This window comes from Stella humosa, assembly GCF_006738645.1.
GTDB classification, from domain to species: domain Bacteria; phylum Pseudomonadota; class Alphaproteobacteria; order ATCC43930; family Allostellaceae; genus Allostella; species Allostella humosa.
Window position 1 is genome coordinate 5,074,076 of sequence record NZ_AP019700.1, and the last position, 21,451, is coordinate 5,095,526.

The 21,451-nt window shown below is 69.4% G+C and carries 15 protein-coding genes; 9 read left to right on the forward strand and 6 right to left on the reverse strand.

Annotation, left to right across the window (positions count from 1 at the left end):
* Window positions 1-24: 24 nt before the first annotated feature.
* The 5 genes from STVA_RS28265 to STVA_RS23800 form a co-directional block, all read right to left on the reverse strand.
* Window positions 25-2,745 (reverse strand): sigma factor-like helix-turn-helix DNA-binding protein, encoded by a 2,721-nt coding sequence (locus tag STVA_RS28265; protein ID WP_245978446.1) that lies wholly within the window; start codon window positions 2,743-2,745, stop codon window positions 25-27.
* Window positions 2,746-2,938: 193 nt separating this feature from the next.
* Window positions 2,939-3,343, reverse strand: coding sequence for an MAPEG family protein (locus STVA_RS23785; protein ID WP_123692739.1), 405 nt, complete (start codon window positions 3,341-3,343; stop codon window positions 2,939-2,941).
* Window positions 3,340-4,284, reverse strand: coding sequence for an N-carbamoyl-D-amino-acid hydrolase (locus STVA_RS23790; protein WP_123692741.1), 945 nt, complete (start codon window positions 4,282-4,284; stop codon window positions 3,340-3,342). The genes STVA_RS23785 and STVA_RS23790 overlap by 4 nt, the downstream gene beginning before the upstream one ends.
* A 2-nt stretch (window positions 4,285-4,286) precedes the next feature.
* Entirely contained in the window at window positions 4,287-5,525 is a 1,239-nt protein-coding gene (locus tag STVA_RS23795) for a Zn-dependent hydrolase (RefSeq protein WP_123692743.1), read from the reverse strand.
* Window positions 5,522-6,736 carry a diaminopropionate ammonia-lyase gene (locus STVA_RS23800; protein WP_179955417.1) on the reverse strand — a complete coding sequence of 405 codons (1,215 nt, stop codon included), beginning with the start codon at window positions 6,734-6,736 and terminating at the stop codon, window positions 5,522-5,524. Before STVA_RS23800 ends, STVA_RS23795 begins: the two co-directional genes overlap by 4 nt.
* Before the next feature lie 188 nt (window positions 6,737-6,924).
* On the opposite strand from STVA_RS23800, the gene STVA_RS23805 reads away from it, so the two are divergent.
* The 8 genes from STVA_RS23805 (at window position 6,925) to STVA_RS23840 (ending at window position 18,604) form a co-directional block, all read left to right on the forward strand.
* Window positions 6,925-8,388, forward strand: coding sequence for an L-lactate permease (locus STVA_RS23805; protein ID WP_123692745.1), 1,464 nt, complete (start codon window positions 6,925-6,927; stop codon window positions 8,386-8,388).
* A gap of 116 nt (window positions 8,389-8,504) precedes the next feature.
* A complete protein-coding gene (locus tag STVA_RS23810; RefSeq protein ID WP_123692747.1) occupies window positions 8,505-10,082 on the forward strand; it encodes a gamma-glutamyltransferase family protein in 1,578 nt (525 codons plus the stop codon).
* A gap of 249 nt (window positions 10,083-10,331) precedes the next feature.
* Window positions 10,332-11,855, forward strand: coding sequence for an ABC transporter substrate-binding protein (locus STVA_RS23815; RefSeq protein ID WP_123692749.1), 1,524 nt, complete (start codon window positions 10,332-10,334; stop codon window positions 11,853-11,855).
* A 73-nt stretch (window positions 11,856-11,928) separates the two neighbouring features.
* Window positions 11,929-12,846, forward strand: a complete 918-nt coding sequence (locus tag STVA_RS23820; protein ID WP_123692751.1) for an ABC transporter permease — start codon at window positions 11,929-11,931, stop codon at window positions 12,844-12,846.
* Between the two features lie 3 nt (window positions 12,847-12,849).
* On the forward strand, window positions 12,850-13,785 hold the full coding sequence (locus STVA_RS23825) for an ABC transporter permease (protein WP_123692753.1): 936 nt from the start codon (window positions 12,850-12,852) through the stop codon (window positions 13,783-13,785).
* An 18-nt stretch (window positions 13,786-13,803) separates the two neighbouring features.
* Window positions 13,804-14,811, forward strand: a complete 1,008-nt coding sequence (locus tag STVA_RS23830) for an ABC transporter ATP-binding protein (RefSeq protein ID WP_123692755.1) — start codon at window positions 13,804-13,806, stop codon at window positions 14,809-14,811.
* On the forward strand, window positions 14,808-15,779 hold the full coding sequence (locus STVA_RS23835) for an ABC transporter ATP-binding protein (protein ID WP_123692757.1): 972 nt from the start codon (window positions 14,808-14,810) through the stop codon (window positions 15,777-15,779). Before STVA_RS23830 ends, STVA_RS23835 begins: the two co-directional genes overlap by 4 nt.
* Window positions 15,776-18,604, forward strand: a complete 2,829-nt coding sequence (locus STVA_RS23840) for a cupin domain-containing protein (RefSeq protein WP_123692759.1) — start codon at window positions 15,776-15,778, stop codon at window positions 18,602-18,604. The genes STVA_RS23835 and STVA_RS23840 overlap by 4 nt, the downstream gene beginning before the upstream one ends.
* A 22-nt stretch (window positions 18,605-18,626) precedes the next feature.
* Here the strand turns inward: STVA_RS23840 and STVA_RS23845 are convergent, their stop codons facing one another.
* Window positions 18,627-19,805: an alpha-hydroxy acid oxidase gene (locus tag STVA_RS23845; protein ID WP_123692761.1), complete on the reverse strand. Its 1,179-nt coding sequence runs from the start codon at window positions 19,803-19,805 to the stop codon at window positions 18,627-18,629.
* A 229-nt stretch (window positions 19,806-20,034) separates the two neighbouring features.
* Between STVA_RS23845 and STVA_RS23850 the strand changes: the two genes are divergently transcribed.
* Window positions 20,035-21,435, forward strand: coding sequence for a M20 family metallopeptidase (locus STVA_RS23850; protein ID WP_123692763.1), 1,401 nt, complete (start codon window positions 20,035-20,037; stop codon window positions 21,433-21,435).
* The last annotated feature ends 16 nt before the right edge of the window (window positions 21,436-21,451 follow it).

Sequence of the window (21,451 nt, forward strand, 5' to 3'; positions counted from 1 at the left end):
GGTGACAGTCGTCCAGGCAAGCGATCAACCGGCGGCTGGCGCGTCCATGAGCCCGGTCCTTGCGCAGAGACGGCGAAGGACGTCGGCCGTTGCCCAGCCGGTCGCCGGGCGCGCGGCCAGGATCTCGCCGATCAGACAGCGTCCGATGTCGTCGTCCCAGGCGGGGTCGACCCGCGTCCGGCAGATCTCGTCCAGCCGGTCGACCCATTCTCGCAGCCGCGGCCCTTGCCGGTGTGGCGATTGCCAGTCGGCGGCATCGCCATCCAGTATCCCCAGCCCGACAAGCGCCGCCAGCAGCCCCACAGACATGTGCTCGGACGCGCGTCGCAACTGAACCCGGTTGCCGCTTATCCAGCTGAAGGTGCTATGGCGCAGGATGTGAAGGCCCGCCGCCAGTATCCGGTCGATGTCCGGCAGGACCAGCGCGTCGGGATGGGGTTGGTAGTGGATCGAGAACGGCAGGGCCGCCGACGCAAGCCGCCCCCATTCCTCCCGGTCCGGCGTCGCAGGCCAGTCCTGGGGCCGCGCGACGCTCAGCAAACTTTCGAAAAGGTCCCGGCTCGCGTGGTCGCGCGCCCAGATGCACCACAGGCGTTCGACCTCGGGCGTCCACAACGGGTAGGCGCCCCACGGCTCCCCCGCCCGCCGGGCCAGCGCGTAGAGCCGGACCTGGTCCTCCTGCAGCAGGAAAGCGGGCGTCCCGGTCAGGAGATCCCCGGCCGTCGGCACCTGTTCCCGAAGCGCATAGAAGCCCGGCAGGATCCGCGTGAAGCGCACCTTCTGCACGATCAGCGTTGGGCCGACGCTGTTCACGGAACGGCCCGGCGGCAGAAAGGTCGGTGCGCGCTCAATAAGTTCGGAAATCCGCATCGGGCCCACGCGCGCAAGCTCGTCGGCAAGTGCCTGGGCTATCGTCTGCTGATCGTCGACATCGCCGGCCCCAGCCGCGGACTCTCCTGCCGGCTCGGCCGCGCCGGCTTCGTCGCTCGCAATCCGGACGATGGCGTCGCCCGGCCCGATGGCGGCCCACCAGCCCTCCTGCACCTCGATGAACAGGTGCCGATGCATCTCCAGCACGATCTCCGCGTCCCGGATAGTGCAGGGATCCGGCGGGAAATGGTCGACATAGCGGTCGCACAGGTCCAGCAGGTGGACCACTTCCCCGGCCGCCGCCAGGATCGCATGCAGGCCCAGCGCACGGCGGACGCGGCGGCGGGGAGGATCGCGTAGGACATAGTTGCCGAACAGATGCCAGCCGGTGAGGCCGAGGATCGCGCGCGCCTGGCGCTGCCGATAGGCGGGCGTCAGGCCAGCCAGATGGAACGGCAGAGGGACCAGCGCCAGTCGCGCCTCCAGCTCCGGGCGCAGTTCCCGGAGGTCTTCGACCGGCATGTCGGCCGCGACCCAGCCCCCCTCATAGGGTTGCGCAATGCGGTCGAGCCATTGTCCGGGCGTCAGTTCGCTCAGCTCCAGCCCGAGCGCGAACCACGGCGGCAGGGCCCCGATCCGGTCGGTCAGTTCTGCCGCGGCGACGTGCCCCTCGCCTCTTGCCAGCATGGTCCAAGCGGAGCCGCCATGCGCGACCAGGGATTTGATCAACACGCCGTCGGTCAAGCGGCGCATCCGCTGCAACGCCTTGGCCTCGAGCTGGCGAATGCGTTCGCGCGTCACCCCGTGCGCCTGTCCGATCTGCTCCAGAGTCAGCCCCGGCCCGGCCGCCAGGCCGTATCGCTCTTCGACGACCGCCAGGGAACGCGGGTCGAGCTGGACCAGCGCAGCGCGGAGGCAAGCTTCTACGGGCGGCGGTACGGCGTCGTGGCCGCGGCCGACAGCCTCGGCCTCCGTCTCGCCATCGTCGACCGATCGGCGCGACAGGCCGTCGCCGAGTAGCCGGCTCAGTTCGCGCCGGATGCCAGGCTCCGGGGCGACGTCATCCAGGATGAGCGCCTCCGCCTTTGCCGCCAGAGCGGGCCCGAGGCCCGCCGCCTCGAACTCCGCCCGCACCACCACGCCGAGGAAATGCCGGCCGGCGGCCAGGGAGGTGCGGCCGATGTTCGGCATGCGCAACAGCTCCGGCACCAGCCGGGGATACGCCACGAGCAGCCTGGATAGGGGCGTATCGGCATACTCGGCCCGCTCGAACGCGCTCCACAGCCGCAAGGGCACTTCGAAGACCCGCAGCGCCTGTCGCACCGTCACATCGCAGAACAAGGCGCAGAGCGCTTCGCGGAGTTGCGTGTTGTCCAGGCTGGCACCGGGGAAATCCTGTTCGATCGGCCGGACCCGATGCAGAAGCCGATCAAGCTCGACGGCCGACTTGTGCCCCAGATTGCGCACATGACGCATGAACAAAGCCGGCGCCCCTTCGCCGGCGGCCAGATACTGGCTGACATGCTGGAGCGGCAGGTCGCCGGCGGCCGCGGCAATGCCGATCGCGTTGCGCAGACGGACGCTGGTCGGGTTCAGCGCGACCACTTCGGCAATGAGCGGATCCGTGGGCCGCGAACCGAGCTCGAGGTCGGCTGCGTCCTCCGAAGACGGCGCAACCGCAAGGCCGCCGATCGGCCCGGCCGGTTCATCTGTGGGTTGCGGAAGGACACCCTCCTGCACCGGCTGGAGCGGTGCAAACGCGGCCTCGGCACCGGACTTGGCGGCAGGCTCTTGCAGAGCGGGCGATGGCGAGCTGTCCGGCGCGGTCGGGCGAACCCGATCCGCATGCAGGAGGCCCCGAACACCCCGGACCATGTCGGCCAATCGACGCCATGGCGACATGGTTCATTTGCCCGCAAAGCAGCAGGTTCGACCCCGATCGAGGTCGAACCGTTCTCTCACCGCCATTCCACCCCCCGCAGCCTGTACGGAAGGTCGTAAAATATCATTTCATATGCAAGTACTTCGCGCGACTACTCGCGGAAGCAACACGAGTCGAACCAAGCGATCACGGCACCGCTGCCGCCGTCCAGATCACCATCACCGAGGCCGCGGCCAGCACGCCCCAGGTGCCGAGCATGCCGACGCCGCGGCCGACACTCGGCCCCTCGGACATCGACAGGCCGATGCCATGGCCCAGGCGCGCCACGAACAGGATGCCGCCCATGATGTGCAGGTGCAGCGACCCCCAGCCGGCGATCGCCAGCAGCAGCAGCAGAACCAGCACCAGCGGCACATACTCGGCGAAATTGCCGTGGGCACGGACGGCGCGGGCGAGTGCCGGGTCGCCGCCGTCGCCGATGCCGACCTTGGCGCGGTAGCGGTGGCGCACGACGTTGAGCGCGAGCGCCAAGTAGAGCAGGCCGAGCAGGCCCGCCCACAGCATGAGGGCGGCGATGGCGGGGCGCATCATTCGTCTCCTGGCGGCGGCACGACACCCGCCCGCTCGGTGATCAGCCCATAGGCTTCCGGCCGGCGGTGGGCGGCGAAGTTGAAGATGGTCGTCTTGTAGGAAACGGCGTGGTCGAGGTCGCATGCGGCCACGATCAGTTCGTCGTCGCGGCCCAGCGCCTTGGCCACGATCTCGCCCGAGGGCGCGATGATCGCCGTGCCGCCGATCAGCATGCAGCCTTCCTCGACGCCGGCCTTGGCGACGCCGACCACCCAGGTGCTGTTCTGGTAGGCGCCGGCCTGCATCGAGAGGTGGTTGTGGAACTCCGCCAGATGGTCCTGTTCGGGTGCCGGCGGATGATGCTCGGGCGTGTTGTAGCCGAGCAGCACCATCTCGACCCCCTGCATCCCCATGACCCTGTAGGTCTCCGGCCAGCGGCGATCGTTGCAGATGCACAGGCCCATGATGCCGCCGAAGGCGCGCGACACCGGCCAGCCCAGGTTGCCGACCTCGAAGTACCGTTTTTCCAGATGCTGGAACGCGCGCCACGGCTCGTGCCCGGCATGACCGGGCAGGTGGATCTTGCGGTACTTGCCGACGATGCGGCCGGCCTTGTCGACCAGGATCGAGGTGTTGAAATGGCGGGTACGCCCGTCCTCCACCGTCAGCTCGGCATAGCCGATGGTGAAGCCGATGCCGAGGCGGGCCGCCTCCTCGAACAGGGGTCGCGTCTCCGGCCCCGGCATCTCGCGCTCGAAGAAGGCGTCGACCTCAGCTTGGTCCTCCATCCACCAGCGCGGGAAGAAGGTCGTCAGGCCCAGCTCGGGAAAGGCGACCAGGTCGCAGCCCATCGCACGGGCACGGCGCATCAGGTCGATCAGCCGGCGCACCACGTCGGTGCGGGAATGGGCGCGCTGGATCGGCCCGAGCTGGGCGGCGCCGACGGTGACGATACGGCTCATGCTCATTTCCCCTCGGCCAGTTCCAGCAGCGTGTGCAGCAGCACGTCGGCCCCGGCCTGAAGGTCGGCCGCGTGCGTGAACTCCTTCACATTATGGCTGAGGCCGCCGACGGACGGCGTGAAGATCATCGCCGACGGGCAGAGCCGCGCCATCATCTGCGCGTCGTGTCCGGCACCCGACGTCATGCGCCGGATCGAATGGCCGAGCCGGCCGGCCACCCGCTCGATGCGGTCGGCGATGCCGGCGTCGAAAACCACCGGCTCCAGCCGGGCCAGGCGGCGGGCAGTGATCGTCACCCCCTCAGCCTGGGCGAGGTCGGCGGTGAAAGCGGCCAGCCGCCGCTCGGCCTCCAAGAGCTGCGCCTCGTCGGTGTTGCGCAGGTCGACCGTCATCGTCGCCCGCTGGGCGATGACGTTGATGATGTTGGGCACGAGATCGAGCTTGCCGACGGTGGCAAGCTGGTTGCCGCCCATCTTGCGGGCCAGTTCGCGCAGGAAGACCGTGATGGCGGCGGCCGCCAGCCCGGCATCGTGGCGCAGGCGCAAGGGCGTGGTGCCGGCATGGTTCGACTGGCCGGCGATCGTCAGTTCCTGCCAGGAAATGCCCTGCAGGCTGTCGACCGCGCCCAGCGTCACCCCCTCCAGGTCCAGGACGGGCCCCTGCTCGATATGCAGCTCGACATAGGCGTGCGGCCGGATGGTGCCGACCGCCATGTCGCCGACATAGCCGATGCGGGCCAGTTCCTCGCCCAGCACCGTGCCGTCGATGCCGCGCGCCGCCAGGGCCTCCGCCAACGACAAGCCGCCCGCATGGACGAGGCTGCCCATCATATCGGGCGTGTAGCGGGCACCCTCCTCGTTCGTGAAGACGGCGACGCAGAGCGGGCGACGGGTGAGGATTTCCGCCTCGTTGAGGACGCGCACGACCTCCAGCCCGGCCAGCACGCCGTAGTTGCCGTCATAGCGGCCGCCAGTGCGCACCGTGTCGATGTGCGAGCCCGTCATCACCGGCGCAGCGTCGGTGCGGCCGGCGCGCATGCCGAAGATATTGCCGATGGCGTCGATCTGCACGAAGAGGCCCAGCTCGCGCATCCACTCGACCACCCGGTCGCGGCCGGCGCGGTCCTCGTCGGTCAGGGCCAGGCGGCAGCAGCCACCGCCGTCGATGGCACCGATGGCGGCCAGCGCATCCAGGCGCGCCGTCAGCCGCGCCGGGTCGATCCGCAGCGCTGCCGGGTTCATGCCACGGGCCGCACGGCGGCCGCCGGTCGTCCCACCAGCTCGGCATAGAGGGTGGGGTCGGTGTCGCCCTCGCTGCCGAACAGCAGCACGCGGGAACCGGCATCCAGGCCGAGCCGCCGGCGGCTGTCCGCGTCACCCATGGCGGCCATCAGGCCGGCCAATCCACCGACGCCGGATTCCCCGGCCACGACGGGCGGCGCGCCCGCAGCCAGTTCACGCATGGCAGCGATCGCGGCGTCATCGGGAATGGTCATGAAGGCATCGGCGCCCGTGTCCAGCACCTGCCAGGCGATCAGCGAGACCTCGCCGCAGGCGAGCCCGGCCATGATCGTATCGAGCGCGCCGGGGAAGACCGTCGGCCGGCCGGCCTCGGCGCTGGCGTAGAGGCAGGCCGCCTTTTCCGGCTCGACCACGACGAAGCGCGGGCGGTCCGCGCCCAGGCGTTCCCAGAAATGGCCGCAGATGGCGGCCGCCAACCCACCGACGCCGGCCTGGACGAAGATATGGGTCGGCAGGGTTCCCGCCGGCAATTGCGCCAGCGCCTCGTCGGCCATCACGGCATAACCCTGCATGACGTCGCGCGGCACGTCGACATAGCCGGGATAGGAGGTGTCGGAGACGACGAACCAGCCGTTGCGCGCCGCGTCGTCGGCGGCGCGACGGACGGAATCGTCGTAGTTGCCGGGGGTGCGCACGACTTCGGCGCCGAAATCGGCGATCGCCTGCCGGCGGCCCTCGCTCACCGTCTCGTGGATATAGATGACGCAGCGGCAGCCGAAGGTCCGCGCACCCCAGGCGACCGAGCGGCCGTGATTGCCGTCCGTGGCGCAGGTGACGGTAAGCCCCGCCACCAGGTCGCGATGGCGGCCGGCGACGAGGTCGGCGGCCCCGACCGTCTCGCCCGTGCGGGCCGCGATCTCGCGCGCCAGCAGGCGGAACACCGCATAGGCCCCGCCCAGCGCCTTGAAGCTGCCGAGCCCGAAGCGCCCGCTCTCGTCCTTGTACCAGATGGCATCGAGGCCCAGGTCGCGGGCCAGTCCCGGCAGGCCGACCAGCGGGGTCGGCGCGTAGCCGGGCCAGCGGGCGATCTCGCCCTGTGCCTCGGCAAAGGCATTCTCGTTGAGGACGGCGCGCTGGTCGGCGCCATAGGGGGCGTCCCTGCCCGCGGCGCGCGGGTTGGGGAGCAGGCGATGGGGAATGGCCGTCGGCATGATTGGCAGAGAGTAGCCCGAGCCCGCGCGTCGCGGCGAGCCGGCAAAGAACGCGGACCGGACTGCAGACGCCCTGCGGCGTGCTTGACCGGGCGGCGTGCGCCGCCCTACGCAACGGGATTGCCGGCGCGACGCTGCATTCACTCGGCCTCCCCAAATCGAAACGGGGCGCGGGAGCCACATCCCCGATGATCTATCTTGTCTGGACGCTGCCCGCGGTCGCGGTGATCGCGGCAATCGCGAGCGGCCGGATGGGAACGCTGGGAGCCTCGCTCCTTGGCCTCGCAATCGCGCTCGTGGTGGCGCCGCTGACCGCGCCGGTCGCGTTCCATGCCGCCGACGCCGCCGTCTCCCTCGCCCGGGGCGCCTGGATCGGCTGGATCGTCGTGCCATACATCCTGGGCGGGCTGCTGTTCTGGAATATCGCCATCCGGCCCGGCGGTGCTGCGGTGCCGGTCGAAGCCGCACCGGCGGACGCGCGCGCCAGGCGCCGGCTGCTGTTCACCGCCTGCTTCCTCATCGGCCCCTTCGCCGAGTCCGCCACCGGCTTCGGCGTCGGCATCATCGGCACGATGATGCTGGTCCGCCGGCTGGATCTGGCGCCGATCCACCTCCTGGCATTCAGCCTGCTCAGCCAGACCATGATCCTGTGGGGCGGCATGGGCAGCGGCGCCATCATCGGCGCTGCCCTGGCCCGCACGGACCCGATCACGCTGGCCGTCCATGCGAGCTACATCGTCGCCGTCTTCAACGCCGCCTGGCTGCCGCTCTACTGGCGCATGGCCGAGAAGGCAGGCGTCGCGGCGCCCTGGCGCGAACGGATCGGCGAAGCGCTGTGGCTCGGCACCAGCCTCGTCCTGGTGATCGGCGCCACGGCCCTGCTCGGGCCGGAGACGGCCATGCTCGCGGCCTACGGCCCGATGATCGTCCTGCGCTGGCTGGCCGACCAACGCCCCGACCGACGCGCCCTCGTCCAGGCCATGCGGCGCATGGCGCCGTTCATGCTCGTGATCGGCTGGCTGGTCGTGACGCGGCTGCTGCCGCCGCTGACCCACTTCCTCGAGCAGGCCGGCCGGATGCTGCCCTTCGCCGGCGTGCCCGCATGGTCGCCGCTGTTCCATGCGGGCACCTGGCTCGTCGTCGGCGCAATCCTGACCGGCCTTGCGCGCGGGCGCGCGGCGACCTTCCCGGCCGAGATCCGGGCCGCCTGGAAGACCGGCCGTCTCGCCGTCCTGACGATCATCACCTTCGCCATGATGGCCGAGCTGCTGTCGGGCTCGGGCATCGCCGACGGGTTGGCGCGCGGCATGTTCACGGCCCTGGACCGCTGGGCGATCATTGCCACGCCGCAGATCTCTGCCGTGATCGGGGCGCTGGCCAACAGCGGCAATGGCGCCAACGGGCTGTTCATGGCGTCCCAGGTCAGCCTTGCGACGGAGGCGGGCCTCAACGTCGCCGCCGTGATCGCGCTGCAGCACGCCGCGGCCCTGTCGCTCAATCTGGTCTCGCCGGTGCGCATGTCGATCGTCTGCAGCCTTGCCCATACGCCGGGGCGGGAACGGGATGCCTACCGGATCATGCTGCCCTTCGCCGTCGCGGTCGTGGTCATCCTCCTTGCCTGCTCGGTCCTCGTGGCCGCGCGGGCGATATAGCCGCTTCGTCGGACGCCGGCGCGATTGCCCTCTTGTCGGCCGCCGCCCGCGCGCGGTACGGGAATCGTCCCTCCTTCATCGACCGCCGCCCGTCCCCCATTCCCGGAGCGCCCGCCATGATCGACCATTCGTTCAGCCACAACTGGCAGATGTCCAAGGCCGTCGTCCGCTCCAAGGGCGGGGTCGTCGCCTCGCAGAGCCGGCGCGCGGCCGATGCCGGGGCCGCCATCCTGCGCGCCGGCGGCAACGCCATGGACGCCGCCATCGCCGCCTCCTTCACGGTGGGCGTGCTGGAGAACTGGATGAACGGCATCGGCGGCGGCGGCTGCATGCTGGTCTATGTGGCGAAGGAGAAAAAGGTCTACGCAGTCGACTTCACCATGGTGGCGCCGCTCGGCATCGACCCGGCCGACTATCCGCTGACCGGCACCAGCGGTGCGGCCGACCTGTTCGGCTGGCCCGGCGTCGAGGGCGACCGCAACGTCCACGGGCCGCTGTCGATCGCCGTGCCCGGCTACATGGCCGGCATCGGCCTGGCGCTGAAGACCTTCGGCACCAAGCCGCTGGCCGAGCTGATGGCGCCCGCCATCGCGCACGCCGAGCGCGGGCTGATGGTCGACTGGTACGCCACGCTGCTGATCGCGACCGGCGCCAAGGACCTGCTGAAATATCCCGAGAGCGCGGCCATCTGGCTCGACGGCGGCGTGCCGCCGGTCGGCAACTGGTCGGGGCCGCCCAAGATGCTGCCCTTTCCCAAGCTGGCCGCCACGCTGCGCCACATCGCCCAGAACGGCGCCGACAGCTTCTACAAGGGCGCGCTCGCCCAGCAGATCGTGGCCGACATGAAGGCGGTCGGCGGCAAGATCACGCTGGAGGACCTGGCGCGCTACGAGGCGCGCATCGTCGAGCCGATCCATCTGCCCTACCGCGGCTACGACATCCACGCCATGTCCGGCCTGACCGCCGGTCCGACGGTCGCCAAGTGCTTCGCCCAGTTGGGCGCCAACCCGGCCAGCGGTGCCGGCGCGCCCGACACAGAACAGTACCTGGCCTATGCCCGCACCCTGCACAACGCCTATGCCGAGCGGCTGGACACCATGGGCGAGGCCGAGGGCACCAAGGAGCCCGTGTCGACCACCCATCTCGCCGCCGTCGACGGCGAAGGCAACATGGTGACCATCACCCAGACCCTGCTGTCGCTGTTCGGCAGCAAGGTGACGATGCCGTCGACCGGCATCCTGATGAACAACGGCATCATGTGGTTCGACCCGCGGCCCGGACGCCCGAACGCCATCGCCCCCGGCCGGCGCCCGCTCAACAACATGTGCCCGATCATCGTCACCAAGGACGGCGCCCCGCGCCTGGCCATGGGTGCGTCGGGCGGACGTCGCATCATGCCGGCCGTCCTGCAGATCGCGGCCTTCCAGATGGACTACGGCATGGGTTTCGGCCAGGCCTTCGAGCAGCCGCGCATGGACGTCAGCGGGACCCAGGGCATCACTGCCGAGCCGGGCCTGGGCAAGGAGACCCTGTCGGCGCTGGCGAGCGAGTTCGCGACCGACATCCAGCCGCGCATGGTCTATCCCAAGAACTATGCCTGCCCGGTGGCCGTCGCGGTCGATCCGGCGACCGGCGACCGCCTGGGCACCAGCGAGCCGTCACAGCCCTGGGGCGACGCCGCCGCGGAGGTGTGAGCGACGCCGCACAAACAGATCGCAAACCGCCCCCCGGGGACCCCCCCCCCGGGGGCAACTTCCATGAGGCATGGGAATTGCTTGCCGGACGGCAGGCTTCACGCGTCGGCCGGGCCGCCACAGACTTGTAAGAGCGGGCAGTCCGGCTATTCTACCGGCCGACAAGAAGCACGGAACGGGGACCCCACGGGGTCGATAACCGCAGGGATCGTCCCGCCGCTCGGCGGGGGGCTTGGGAAGGGGAACGATATGATCAAGCAATGGGCAACCGCTGCATCCGCGGCGGCGTTGGCACTGGCGATCGGGGCGCCGGAAGCGGCAGCGCAGAAGTCCAAGGACACGCTGCGGATCGCCTGGGAACAGACGGTCGAGAACGTCGACAACTATTACAACACCAACCGCGAAGGCATCCTCTTCTCGCGCATGGTGTGGGACACGCTGGTCGACCGCGATCCCAAGACCTTCAAGACGATCCCCAACCTCGCCACCGCCTGGAAGTGGGTCGACGACCGCACGCTCGAGATGGAGCTGCGCCAGGGCGTGAAGTTCCACAACGGCGAGGAGTTCGACGCCGACGACGTCGTCTTCACGCTGAACTACATCTCGAATCCCGAGAACAAGGTCATCAACCAGTCCAACGTGAGCTGGATCGAGAAGGCCGAGAAGCTCGACAAGTTCAAGATCCGGATCATCACCAAGAAGCCGTTCCCGGCGGCGCTCGAGTTCCTGACGATCCCGATCGTCATGTACCCGAACGAGTACTATGCCAAGGTCGGCCCCAAGGAGATGGGCCTGAAGCCGGTCGGCACCGGCCCCTACAAGGCCACCAAGATCGTCCCCACCAAGGAATACACGTTGGAGCGGTGGGAGGGGCATTTCGAGGGCGGCTCCAAGCCCCACGCCAAGATCAAGAACATCGTCATCCGCACCATCCCGGAGATGTCGACCCAGATCGCCGAGTTGCTGGCGGGTGGACTCGACTGGATCTGGTACGTGCCGGTCGACCAGGCCGACCGCCTGGAGACGGTCCCGTCGCTCCAGGTCGTGCGCGCCGAGACCATGCGCATCGGCTATATCGGCATGGATGCCGCCGGCCGCACCTCGACCAAGGCCCTGCAGGACGTACGCGTCCGCCAGGCGATCGCGCACGCCATCGACCGGCCGGCGATCGTCAAGAACCTGATCGGCGGCAAGTCCCGCGTGCTGGATGCGCCGTGCTTCCCGACCCAGTTCGGCTGCGACAACACCGTCGCCGCCAAGTACCCCTACAACCCCGCCAAGGCCAAGGAACTGCTCGCCGCCGCCGGCTACAAGGACGGCTTCGAGATGGAGTTCTTCGCCTACCGCCCGCGTGACTGGTCGGAGGCGATCCTGGGCTATCTGAACGCGGTCGGCATCAAGCCGAAGCTGACGCAGATGACCTACTTCGCGGTGCGCGACAAGAACCACGCCAACGCCACCCCGTCCTACTTCATGGATTGGGGCTCCTACTCGATCAACGACGTGTCGGCGATCCTGCCCAACTTCTTCGGCGGCAGCGGCGACGACTATGCCCGCGACGCCGAGGTGAAGGGCTGGCTGGAAGCCGGCGGCGCCACGGTCGACGAGGCGGCACGCAAGGAGAACTACTCCAAGGCGATCAAGAAGATCACCGAGCAGGCCTACTGGCTGCCGATGTTCACCTTCGTCACCAACTACGGCATGACCAAGGACCTCAACTTCGAGGCCTTCGCCGACGAGCTGCCGCGCTACTACCTCTACGGCTGGAAGTAGCAGGGACGGGTGACGGGCGGCCGGCAGCGGCCGCTCGTCACCCCCCTGTTTGCCCGCGCCAGAGCAGCCTGCCATGCTCGCCTACGCCCTCAAGCGTCTTCTTCTCGCCTGCCTGGTGGTGCTGACCGTATCGGGCATCACCTTCATCATGACCAATGCCGCGATCGACCCGGCCAAGGCGATCGCGGGCGCCAATGCCACCACCGAGGACATCGAGGCGCTGCGCCGCAGCTTCGGTTTCGACCGCCCCCTGGTCATTCAGTACCTGGACTGGCTGGGCAACGCCCTGATGGGCAATTTCGGCGAATCCTACCGGCTGCGCACGTCGGTGGCCGAGCTGCTGCTCGACCGGCTGCCGGTCACCATGACGCTAGGCGGACTCGCGCTGCTGTTCGCCCTGACCCTGTCCATTCCGCTTGGCGTCGTCGCCGCGCTGAAGCCCAATTCCCCGGTCGACCGGCTGGCGCTCTCGATGTCGGTGCTGGGGCAGGCGCTGCCGACCTTCTGGTTCGCGCTGATGATGATCATCCTGTTCGGGATCATCCTGCGCTGGCTGCCGATCTCGGGCTCTGGCTCCTGGGCGCACTTCGTGATGCCGTCGATCGCGCTCGGCTACTACGCCACGCCCGCCTTCATGCGGCTGACGCGGGCCGGCATGATCGAGGTGCTGGCGTCGGACTATATCCGCACCGCGCGCGCCAAGGGCCTGCGGCCGGCGACGGTGCTGTTCAAGCATGCGCTGCGCAACGCGGTCATCCCGGTGGTGTCGCTGGCGGCCGTGCAGTTCGGCTTCATGCTGGGCGGCTCGGTCGTGATCGAGACCATCTTCGCGCTGCACGGCGTGGGTTTCCTTGCCTGGGAATCGATCAGCCGCTCCGACATCCCGGTGGTCCAGGCCATCGTGCTGCTGATCTCGCTGTTCTACATCGTCCTCACCTTGCTGGCGGACCTGTTGAACGCCTATCTCGACCCTCGCATCCGGGTGGGCTGACCGATGGCTGCGACCTCCACCGTGTTCGGCGCCGGCCGCCTGTCGCCCGAACTGATGCTGGCCCCCAGCCCGGGCGCGCTGTTGCGGCGGCGCATCTTCGGCCACCGCAGCCTGATGTTCGGCATCATCGTGCTGGGCCTGATGGTGATCGTGGCTCTCGGCGCCTTCTTCGTGGCGCCGCACGATCCCTATGCCCAGAGCCTCGCCAGCCGCCGCATCCCGCCCATCTGGCATGCCTGGTTCTGGGACAATCCCAAGGCCGGCTGGGAGCATGTGCTGGGCACCGACAAGGTCGGCCGCGACTATCTCTCGCGGCTCATCTATGGCGCCCGCATCTCGCTCGTCATCGGCATCGCGACGATGCTGATATCGGGCATCATCGGCACGACGCTGGGGGTGATGGCGGGCTATTTCGGCGGCCGGGTCGACCTCGTCGTCACCTTCCTCATCACCACCCGCCTGTCGATGCCCGTCGTCATGGTGGCGCTGGCGGTGGTCGCCCTCTATGGCAGCTCACTGGAGGTGGTGATCCTGGTGCTGGGCTTCCTGCTATGGGACCGCTTCGCCGTCGTCATGCGCAGCGTCACCATGCAGGCGCGCTCGCTCGACTACGTCACCGCGGCCCAGGCGATCGGCTGCACCACCCCCTACATCCTGCTGCGCGAGATCCTGCCCAACATCCTGAACTCGCTCGTGGTGGTGGCGACCGTCGAGATGGCCAACGCCATCCTGCTGGAGGCGGCCCTGTCCTTCCTGGGCCTGGGCGTGCAGCCGCCCCTGCCCTCCTGGGGCCTGATGCTGTCCGAGGCCAAGGAGGACATGTTCTTCAGCCCCTGGATGATCACGCTCCCCGGCATCTGCCTCTTCCTGCTGGTGCTGTCGATCAACCTGCTGGGCGACGGCGTGCGCGACGTGACCGCACCCGAGAACCGCAATTGACCGGAAGTTGACCCTGCCATGAGTGCCATCCTCGAAGTCGAGAACCTGCGGGTCGAGATCCCGGTCGCGACCGGCAACCTCGTGCCGGTGCGCGGCATCAGCTTCAGCGTCCAGCGCGGCGAGACCTTGTGCATCGTCGGCGAATCCGGCTGCGGCAAGTCGCTGACCTCGCTGTCGATCATGAACCTGCTGCCCAAGCGGGCCAAGCGCACGGCCAGCCGGCTGCTGCTCGGCGGCGCCGACCTGCAGTCGACCGACGAGCGGGCGATGTCGGACATCCGCGGCAACAAGATGGCGATGATCTTCCAGGAGCCGATGACGAGCCTGAACCCGGCCTACACCATCGGCAATCAGCTCGAGGAAGCCTTCTTGCGGCACCGCAAGGCCTCGCGCCGGGACGCGCGCGAGCGCGCCGTGTTCCTGCTGGAGAAGGTCGGCATCAGTGCGGCCGCCAGCCGGCTGGGCCAGTATCCGCACCAGCTTTCGGGCGGGCTGCGCCAGCGGGTGATGATCGCCATGGCACTCATGTGCGGGCCCGAGCTGATCATCGCCGACGAGCCGACGACCGCGCTCGACGTCACCATCCAGGCCCAGATCCTGCACCTGCTGGCGACCCTGCAGCGCGAGTTGCAGATGGGCGTCATGCTGATCACCCACGACCTCGGCATCGTCGCCCGCGTGGCCGACCGCGTGGCCGTCATGTATGCGGGGGAGATCGTCGAGAGCGGCACCGTGCACGAGGTCTTCTCGCGCCCGCTGCACCCCTACACCCAGGGCCTGCTGCGCTGCATCCCGGTGCCGGGCAAGACCAAGCGGGGCAGTCACCTGGGCTCGATCCCGGGCGTCGTCCCGGCACTGTTCGGCGAACCCACGCAGTGCAGCTTCGCCAACCGTTGCGAATATGCCAGTGCGGCCTGCACCGCCGGGCCCATACCGCTGACGACGCTGGGCGAGGGCCGGGCCTATCGCTGCGTGTTGCCGGTCGATACCTGCATAGCCAACCAGGCCCGCGCGGTGGCGGCATGACCCCGATCCTGGAGACCGCCAACGTCTTCCGCACCTTCCAGGTCGGCACGGGCTTCCTGAAGCCCAAGCGGCCGCTGCATGCGGTGAACGGCGTCACGCTCCGGCTGGCCAAGGGCGAGGTGCTGGGGCTGGTCGGCGAATCCGGCTGCGGCAAGTCCACGCTGGCCAAGATGCTGCTGGGGCTGCTGCCGCCCACCTCGGGCGACATCCTGATCTCGGGCCAGGCGATCTCGGGCCTCGACCGGCGGGCCACGGCTCGGCGCATCCAGCCGATCTTCCAGGACCCCTATTCCTCGCTCAACCCACGCAAGACTATCGGCGACATCATCCAGCTGCCGCTGAAGGTGCATCGCGTCGGCACGTCGGCCGAGTGGCCGGCCAAGGTGCGCGAGATGATGGACATGGTGGGCCTGCCCCACCGCTATGCCGGCAACTATCCGAGCCAGCTGTCCGGCGGCCAGCGCCAGCGCGTGGCCATCGCGCGCGCGCTCATCATGCGGCCAGAGCTGGTCATCTGCGACGAGCCGACGTCGGCGCTGGACGTCTCGGTCCAGTCGCAGATCCTCAACCTGCTGCTCGACCTGCAACGGGAACTGGGGCTGACCTACCTGCTGATCAGCCACAACCTGGCGGTGGTCGAGCACATGGCCAACCGGGTCGCCGTCATGTATCTCGGCCGCATCGTCGAGGAAGCGGCGACCGACCAGCTCTTCGACAACCCCCAGCACCCCTACACCCAGGCGCTGCTGGCCTCCGTGCTGACGCCGGAGCCGGGCCTGGGCGTGCCCGACGCCAATCTCGGCGCCACCTTCCCCAACCCGATCGACCCGCCGTCGGGCTGCACCTTCCACCCGCGCTGCCCGCACGCCATGCCGGTATGCCGGACGATCGCGCCCAAGCCGATCGCCAACGCGACCGGGCATGTGGAATGTCACCTGTATGATGCGGAGATGAAGAAGGCCTCTTGAGCGCCGACGATACGGGCGCCGGCGGGTTCGAGGAGCAGGGTTTCCTCGGGCCGCTGCCGCTGCTCTCACCAGCACAATGCGCGCTCGTCCTGCGCCATGACGCGGCCGGCCTGCATCCGCCGCCGCTGGACTGGAACAAGGGCCGGGCGGCCAGCGATCCGTTCTTTGCGCGCGTCGCAGGGCTGCCGCCGCTGCTCGACCTCCTGCGCCCCCTGCTGGGCCCGGACATCGTGCTCTGGGGTGCCTCGATCGTGCGCCGCGCCCGGGGCCAGGTGCATGACTGGCATACCGATATCGAGACGGCGGCCCCGGACGGCCGCTTCGTATCCGTCTGGATCGGCCTGGAGAATACCACCCGGCAGTCCGGACTGGGGCTGGTCGCCCGCTCCCACCGGCTGCCGCGGACGATCCAGGAGGAACTGCATCGCCGCGGCCTCAGGCGCGGTGTGCTGGACGACGAGTGCATCCTGGCGATCGCCCGAGAGATCGATCCCGCCGCCGAGTTGGCATTCCCGCCGGTGGTGGACGGGCAGGCGATCGTCTTCCACGGGCGGACCTGGCACGGCTCGCACAACGGCCAGGGCGGGGCACCGCGCAGCGCCCTGCTGCTGCAATACGCGGCCGCCGACACGCCCGTCCGCATCCTCGATTCGACGCGGCTGGAATGGCCGTTCGCGTTTCTCGCCGAACCCCGGCCGCCGGTCGTTGCGGTCTGCGGCCAACTCGACCCGTCCATCAACCGGCCGGCCGACCCCCTGGGTGCGGAAGCATGGCCACCGCTGGGGAGCGGCGTCTTCACTCCGAACGGAATCGACCCGTCCCTGCCGCCGAAACCGTGGCAGGCTTTGCCGCTCTTCTCCGGCGCGGCCCAGACCGTCGCCTGCCTGACCTGCCACACCTCGGCCCTGGCACCGGCCCACAGCCCGCACCCGCCGCACAGCCATCTCGCCGAGGAACTGCTGGTCGTCCTCGATGGCGAGGCCGAACTGGTGCTGGCGGATTCGCCCGACGATCCCGCCCCTCGCCGGGAGCGATGCAGGCCGGGCACCGTCGCCTACTTTCCCGCCTACCAGCACGCCACGATCCGCAATGTGGGCAGCACGCCGCTGCGATACGCGATGCTGCAATGGCACGGCGATCCGGTTGCGAGCGATACAACGCTTCCCGTCCGCATCGTCCAGCCCGATGGCGACGACGCTGCGGGCGCGGCCGTGCGGCACCGGCTGCTGTTCGAGCAGCCGACCGATTTCCTCGGCAAGCTGCATGCCCACCGCACGACCATCGAGCCGGGCGGCGGCTATGCCGCCCATGCCGACCCGCACGACATCGCCATCATCGTCCTGTCCGGCCGGGTGCGGATCGTCGACGGCGGGGAAACGCCGATCGGCGCGGAAGCCGGCGCGGCCGTCTTCTTCCCGGCCGGTGCCGTGCATGGGATGGAGAACCCGGGCGCGGTGCCCGCCGTCTATCTGACTTTCGAATTCCATGCCGGCACCACGGAGGCGACCGGCGATCTGGTCGACCGCGAATGGTACCTCGCCACGAACCCCGACGTCGCCGCCGCCGGCATCGACCCCGTCGACCATTACATGCAGTTCGGGGCAGCGGAGGGCCGCAAGCCCCGGCCGCCGGTCGATCGGCCGCGCACGCTCGACGAGATGCTGTTCGACCGCGACTGGTACCTGGCCCAGAACCCCGACGTCGCGACGGCCGGGCTCGACCCGTTCGATCACTACATGGGCTTCGGGGCGGGCGAGGGCCGACATCCCTGCGCGGACTATCACTACCGGCTGATCGCCCGGTCGGGGCTGTTCGATGGCGATTGGTATCGCCGGCGGTATCCCGACGCCGCCGCGTTCGACGGCGACCCCCTGCGGCACTATCTGGCCGTCGACGGCACACAAGGCCGGGCCGCCGGGCCGCAGTTCGACGGCGGGGCCTACCTGCGGGCCCACGCCGATGTCCGCCAGGCCGGCCTGCACCCATTGCTGCACTATCTCCGGTTCGGCCGGGCGGAGGGGCGATCGGGCACCCTTCCGGGCGACTGGAATCCGGACCCGGACCTGGCCCGGCGGGTGGACCGCTATCGCGCCCGGCCAGCGCAGGAGCACCGGCGCATCGCGATCTGCACGACGATTCTCGGCGACTACGACACGCTGACGGTGCCGGACCGGCTGGATCCCGACATCGATCATGTCTGCTTCGCCGACAGGCCGATCGACGGGTACGGGGTCTGGTCGATGCGCGCGCCGCCCTGGCACCACCCGGACACCACCCGGATGGCGCGCTACATCAAGACCCACCTGCCCGTGCTGCTGGCCGGCTATGAAGCGATCGTCTGGGTGGACGGCAATGTCCGGCTGCTGGGTGATGCGCGCCGCCATGTCGCGTGCGTCGTCGAAGCCGGGTGGGGAATCGGACTGGTGTCCCATCCGGAACGCCGCTGCATCTATGCAGAGGCCGAGCGATGCCTGGAACTCGGCGTCGATGATCCGGCGGCGGTGGATCGCCAGATGGCACGATACCGCGAGCTCGGCATTCCCGAAGACGCCGGCCTGCACGAGACGAACTTCATGGTCGTGCGGCCGCAGGAACCCGGCGTGGCCGAGGCCTTCGCGCTGTGGTGGGACGAGATCGCCGGCTTCAGCCGCCGCGACCAGCTATCCCTTGGGTGGGCCCTGCGCCGGTCGGGCGTTCGCCACGGCCTGCTGATGGAGCCGGGCACGTCGGTGCGGAACCATCCCGACTTCGCCTACCTCACCCATGCGGAAAGCCGGACGCTACAGGTGCCGCGCTTCCTGACGGCGGCACCCGTTCCCGCCTGAGCCCGTGCCCGCCTGAGCCCGATCAGACCCGGCGGTTGCGCAGGCGATCCTCCGGCCGGTCCCACATCAGGAAGTCCGGCCCCAGGCGGTCGATGCTGGGGCAGCCCATCTGTGCCATCGCCAGGTCGATCTCGCGCTTCAGGATGGCGATGGCACGGGCGGCACCGGGCTTGCCGGCGGCGGCCGTAGCATAGAGCGTGGCCCGCCCCATGAAGACGAACTTCGCCCCCAGGCACTGGGCGATCAGTGCATCGCTGCCGCGGCGGATGCCGCCATCCAGCATGACCGTCATGCGATCGCCCACCGCCTCCGCCACGGCCGGCAGCACGTCGAGCGGGGCGGGCGAACGGTCGAGCTGCCGGGCGCCATGGTTCGACACCATGATGCCGTCGACGCCCAGGTCGGCGGCACGGGTGGCATCGTCGGGATGCATGATGCCCTTGAGCACCAGGTTGCGCGGCCACATGCGCCGCAGCTTCTCGACATCGGCCCAGGTCAGCGGCGGATAGGATTCGGCGACGACGAAGTCCGCCACCTCATCGGCGCTGGCGCCCGGCTTGGCATAGGTGGCCCAGTTGTCGAACATGGGCGTGCCGGTGCGCATGTACTCCATCATCCAGCCCGGATGCAGCAGCGCCTCGAGCCGGGTGCGCAGCGACATCTTGAGGGGCCGGGCGAAGCCGTTGCGCACGTTGCGCTCGCGGTTCGAGGTGCAGGGCACGTCCACCGTCAGCACCAGGGTCGACAGGCCGGCATCGCGCGCGCGGGCGACCATGCCCTCGGAGATGCTCCAGTTCCGCGCGGGATAGAGCTGGTACCAGCCATGCCCGGGCGCCACCCGGGCCAGGTCCTCGATCGAGCCGGTGGCGGTGCCCGACATGATGAAGGGGATGTCGGCCTCCTGCGCGGCCTCCGCCAGCATCATGTCGGCACCTGGCCGGAAGAGGCCGGCGATGCCGGTCGGCGCGATGCCGAAGGGGCTGGCATATTCGCGCCCGAACAGCGTGGTCTTCTGCTGCCGCTTGCTGACGTCGACCATGAAGCGCGGCACGATCCGCCAGTTGCGGAAGGCGTCGACTGCCCGGTCCAGCCCGTCCTCGTCGTCGACGCCGCCCTCGATGAAGTCGTAGGCGATCTTCGGCAGTCGACGCTTGGCCATGCGGCGCAGATCGTCGAGGTTGATCGCTTGGTCGAGCTTCATCGTTTCCCCCTGGGGCATTGCATTCCGGCGGCGCGGACTTGACGCCCGATTCCGGCTCTGGAAGCCGGCGGCCGACTCGACTGCCATTCTGGTTCGCCGCCGCCGGCCTTCCAAGGGGTTCCCGCTGGCCGGACGCGCCGGATTTGTCGTAGGGTCGGCTCCCGCCGCGCGCCCGACGAGGCCGCCCCCGCACCATCCGATCCGACCCCGAACCGCCGAGGCCCCCGCCATGTCCCGCACCGCGGTCATCCAGGAAATCGAACGCCATTTCGATTCCGGCGACTTCCATTCCGTCCTCGCCCGCCGCGTCGCCATCCCGACCGAGAGCCAGAATCCCGATCGCCGGCCGGTGCTCTACCAGTACCTGACCGAGGAGATCGGCCCGGCGCTGACCGCAATGGGATATGCCTGCGAAGTGCTGGAGAACCCCGTTGCTGGCGGCCCGCCCTTCCTGATCGCAGAGCGGCGGGAGGACGACCGCCTGCCGACGGTGCTGACCTATGGCCATGGCGACGTCGTGCGCGGCCAGGAAGAGCAGTGGCGCAAGGGCAAGGGCCCGTGGCAGCTCGACATCGACGGCGAGCGGATCTATGGCCGCGGCACCGCCGACAACAAGGGCCAGCACACCATCAACATCGCCGCCATCGCCGCCGTCCTGAAGCTGCGCGGCCGGCTCGGCTTCAATTCCCGCATCCTGATCGACATGGGCGAGGAGGTGGGATCGCCCGGCCTCAACGAATTCTGCGCGCTCCATCGCGCCCGGCTGGCGAGCGACGTGCTGATCGGCTCGGACGGGCCGCGCCTGCAGCCTGGCCAGCCGACGCTCTACATGGGCACGCGCGGCGCCTTCAACTTCGACCTGTCCATCGACCTGCGCGATGGTGGCCACCATTCGGGCAACTGGGGCGGATTGCTGGCCAATCCCGGCATCATGATGGCCCACGCGCTGGCCAGCCTGACGACGCCGTCGGGCGCGATCCGCGTGCCCGAGTGGCGTCCGGCGCCCATGACCAATTCCGTGCGCGAGGCCCTGTCCGGCCTGTCGGTCGATGGCGGCGCGGACGGGCCGCAGATCGATGCCGACTGGGGCGAGCCCGGCTTCTCGCCGGCCGAGCGGGTCTTCGGCTGGAACAGCTTCGAGGTGCTGGCGATGCGCACCGGCAACCCCGACAAGCCGGTGAATGCCATCCCGCCGCGGGCCACCGCCCATTGCCAGATCCGCTACGTCGTCGGCTCCGACCCGGAGGAGTTCCTGCCGGCGCTGCGCCGCTGGTTCGACACCCACGGCTTCCCGATGGTCGAGATCAAGCGCTCGCGCGGCGAGGCCGCACCGGCGACCCGGCTGGACCCGGAGCATCCCTGGGTGGTGTGGACGGCCGATTCCGTCGCCCGCACGCTGGGCGCGCGGCCGGCCCTGCTGCCCAACCTGGGCGGTACCCTGCCCAACCATGCTTTCGCCATCACGCTGGATACGCCGACCGTCTGGGTCCCCCACTCCTACGCCTCGTGCTCGCAGCACGCGCCGGACGAGCACATGCTGGCGCCGATCGCGCGCGAGGGCCTGCGCATGATGGCCGGCATCTTCTGGGACCTGGGCGAGGCTGCCACGCCGGCCCGGGCCGCCGCCTGACCCCGAATAGCCGCTA

Coding starts and splice junctions, on each gene's coding strand:
- STVA_RS23815 (WP_123692749.1), top strand. CDS start 10,332: ATGATCAAGCAATGGGCAACCGCTGCATCCGCGGCGGCGTTGGCACTG.
- STVA_RS23795 (WP_123692743.1), bottom strand. CDS start 5,525: ATGAACCCGGCAGCGCTGCGGATCGACCCGGCGCGGCTGACGGCGCGC.
- STVA_RS23800 (WP_179955417.1), bottom strand. CDS start 6,736: ATGCCGACGGCCATTCCCCATCGCCTGCTCCCCAACCCGCGCGCCGCG.
- STVA_RS23805 (WP_123692745.1), top strand. CDS start 6,925: ATGATCTATCTTGTCTGGACGCTGCCCGCGGTCGCGGTGATCGCGGCA.
- STVA_RS23810 (WP_123692747.1), top strand. CDS start 8,505: ATGATCGACCATTCGTTCAGCCACAACTGGCAGATGTCCAAGGCCGTC.
- STVA_RS23850 (WP_123692763.1), top strand. CDS start 20,035: ATGTCCCGCACCGCGGTCATCCAGGAAATCGAACGCCATTTCGATTCC.
- STVA_RS23835 (WP_123692757.1), top strand. CDS start 14,808: ATGACCCCGATCCTGGAGACCGCCAACGTCTTCCGCACCTTCCAGGTC.
- STVA_RS23845 (WP_123692761.1), bottom strand. CDS start 19,805: ATGAAGCTCGACCAAGCGATCAACCTCGACGATCTGCGCCGCATGGCC.
- STVA_RS23790 (WP_123692741.1), bottom strand. CDS start 4,284: ATGAGCCGTATCGTCACCGTCGGCGCCGCCCAGCTCGGGCCGATCCAG.
- STVA_RS23830 (WP_123692755.1), top strand. CDS start 13,804: ATGAGTGCCATCCTCGAAGTCGAGAACCTGCGGGTCGAGATCCCGGTC.
- STVA_RS28265 (WP_245978446.1), bottom strand. CDS start 2,745: ATGGTCCGGGGTGTTCGGGGCCTCCTGCATGCGGATCGGGTTCGCCCG.
- STVA_RS23825 (WP_123692753.1), top strand. CDS start 12,850: ATGGCTGCGACCTCCACCGTGTTCGGCGCCGGCCGCCTGTCGCCCGAA.
- STVA_RS23785 (WP_123692739.1), bottom strand. CDS start 3,343: ATGATGCGCCCCGCCATCGCCGCCCTCATGCTGTGGGCGGGCCTGCTC.
- STVA_RS23820 (WP_123692751.1), top strand. CDS start 11,929: ATGCTCGCCTACGCCCTCAAGCGTCTTCTTCTCGCCTGCCTGGTGGTG.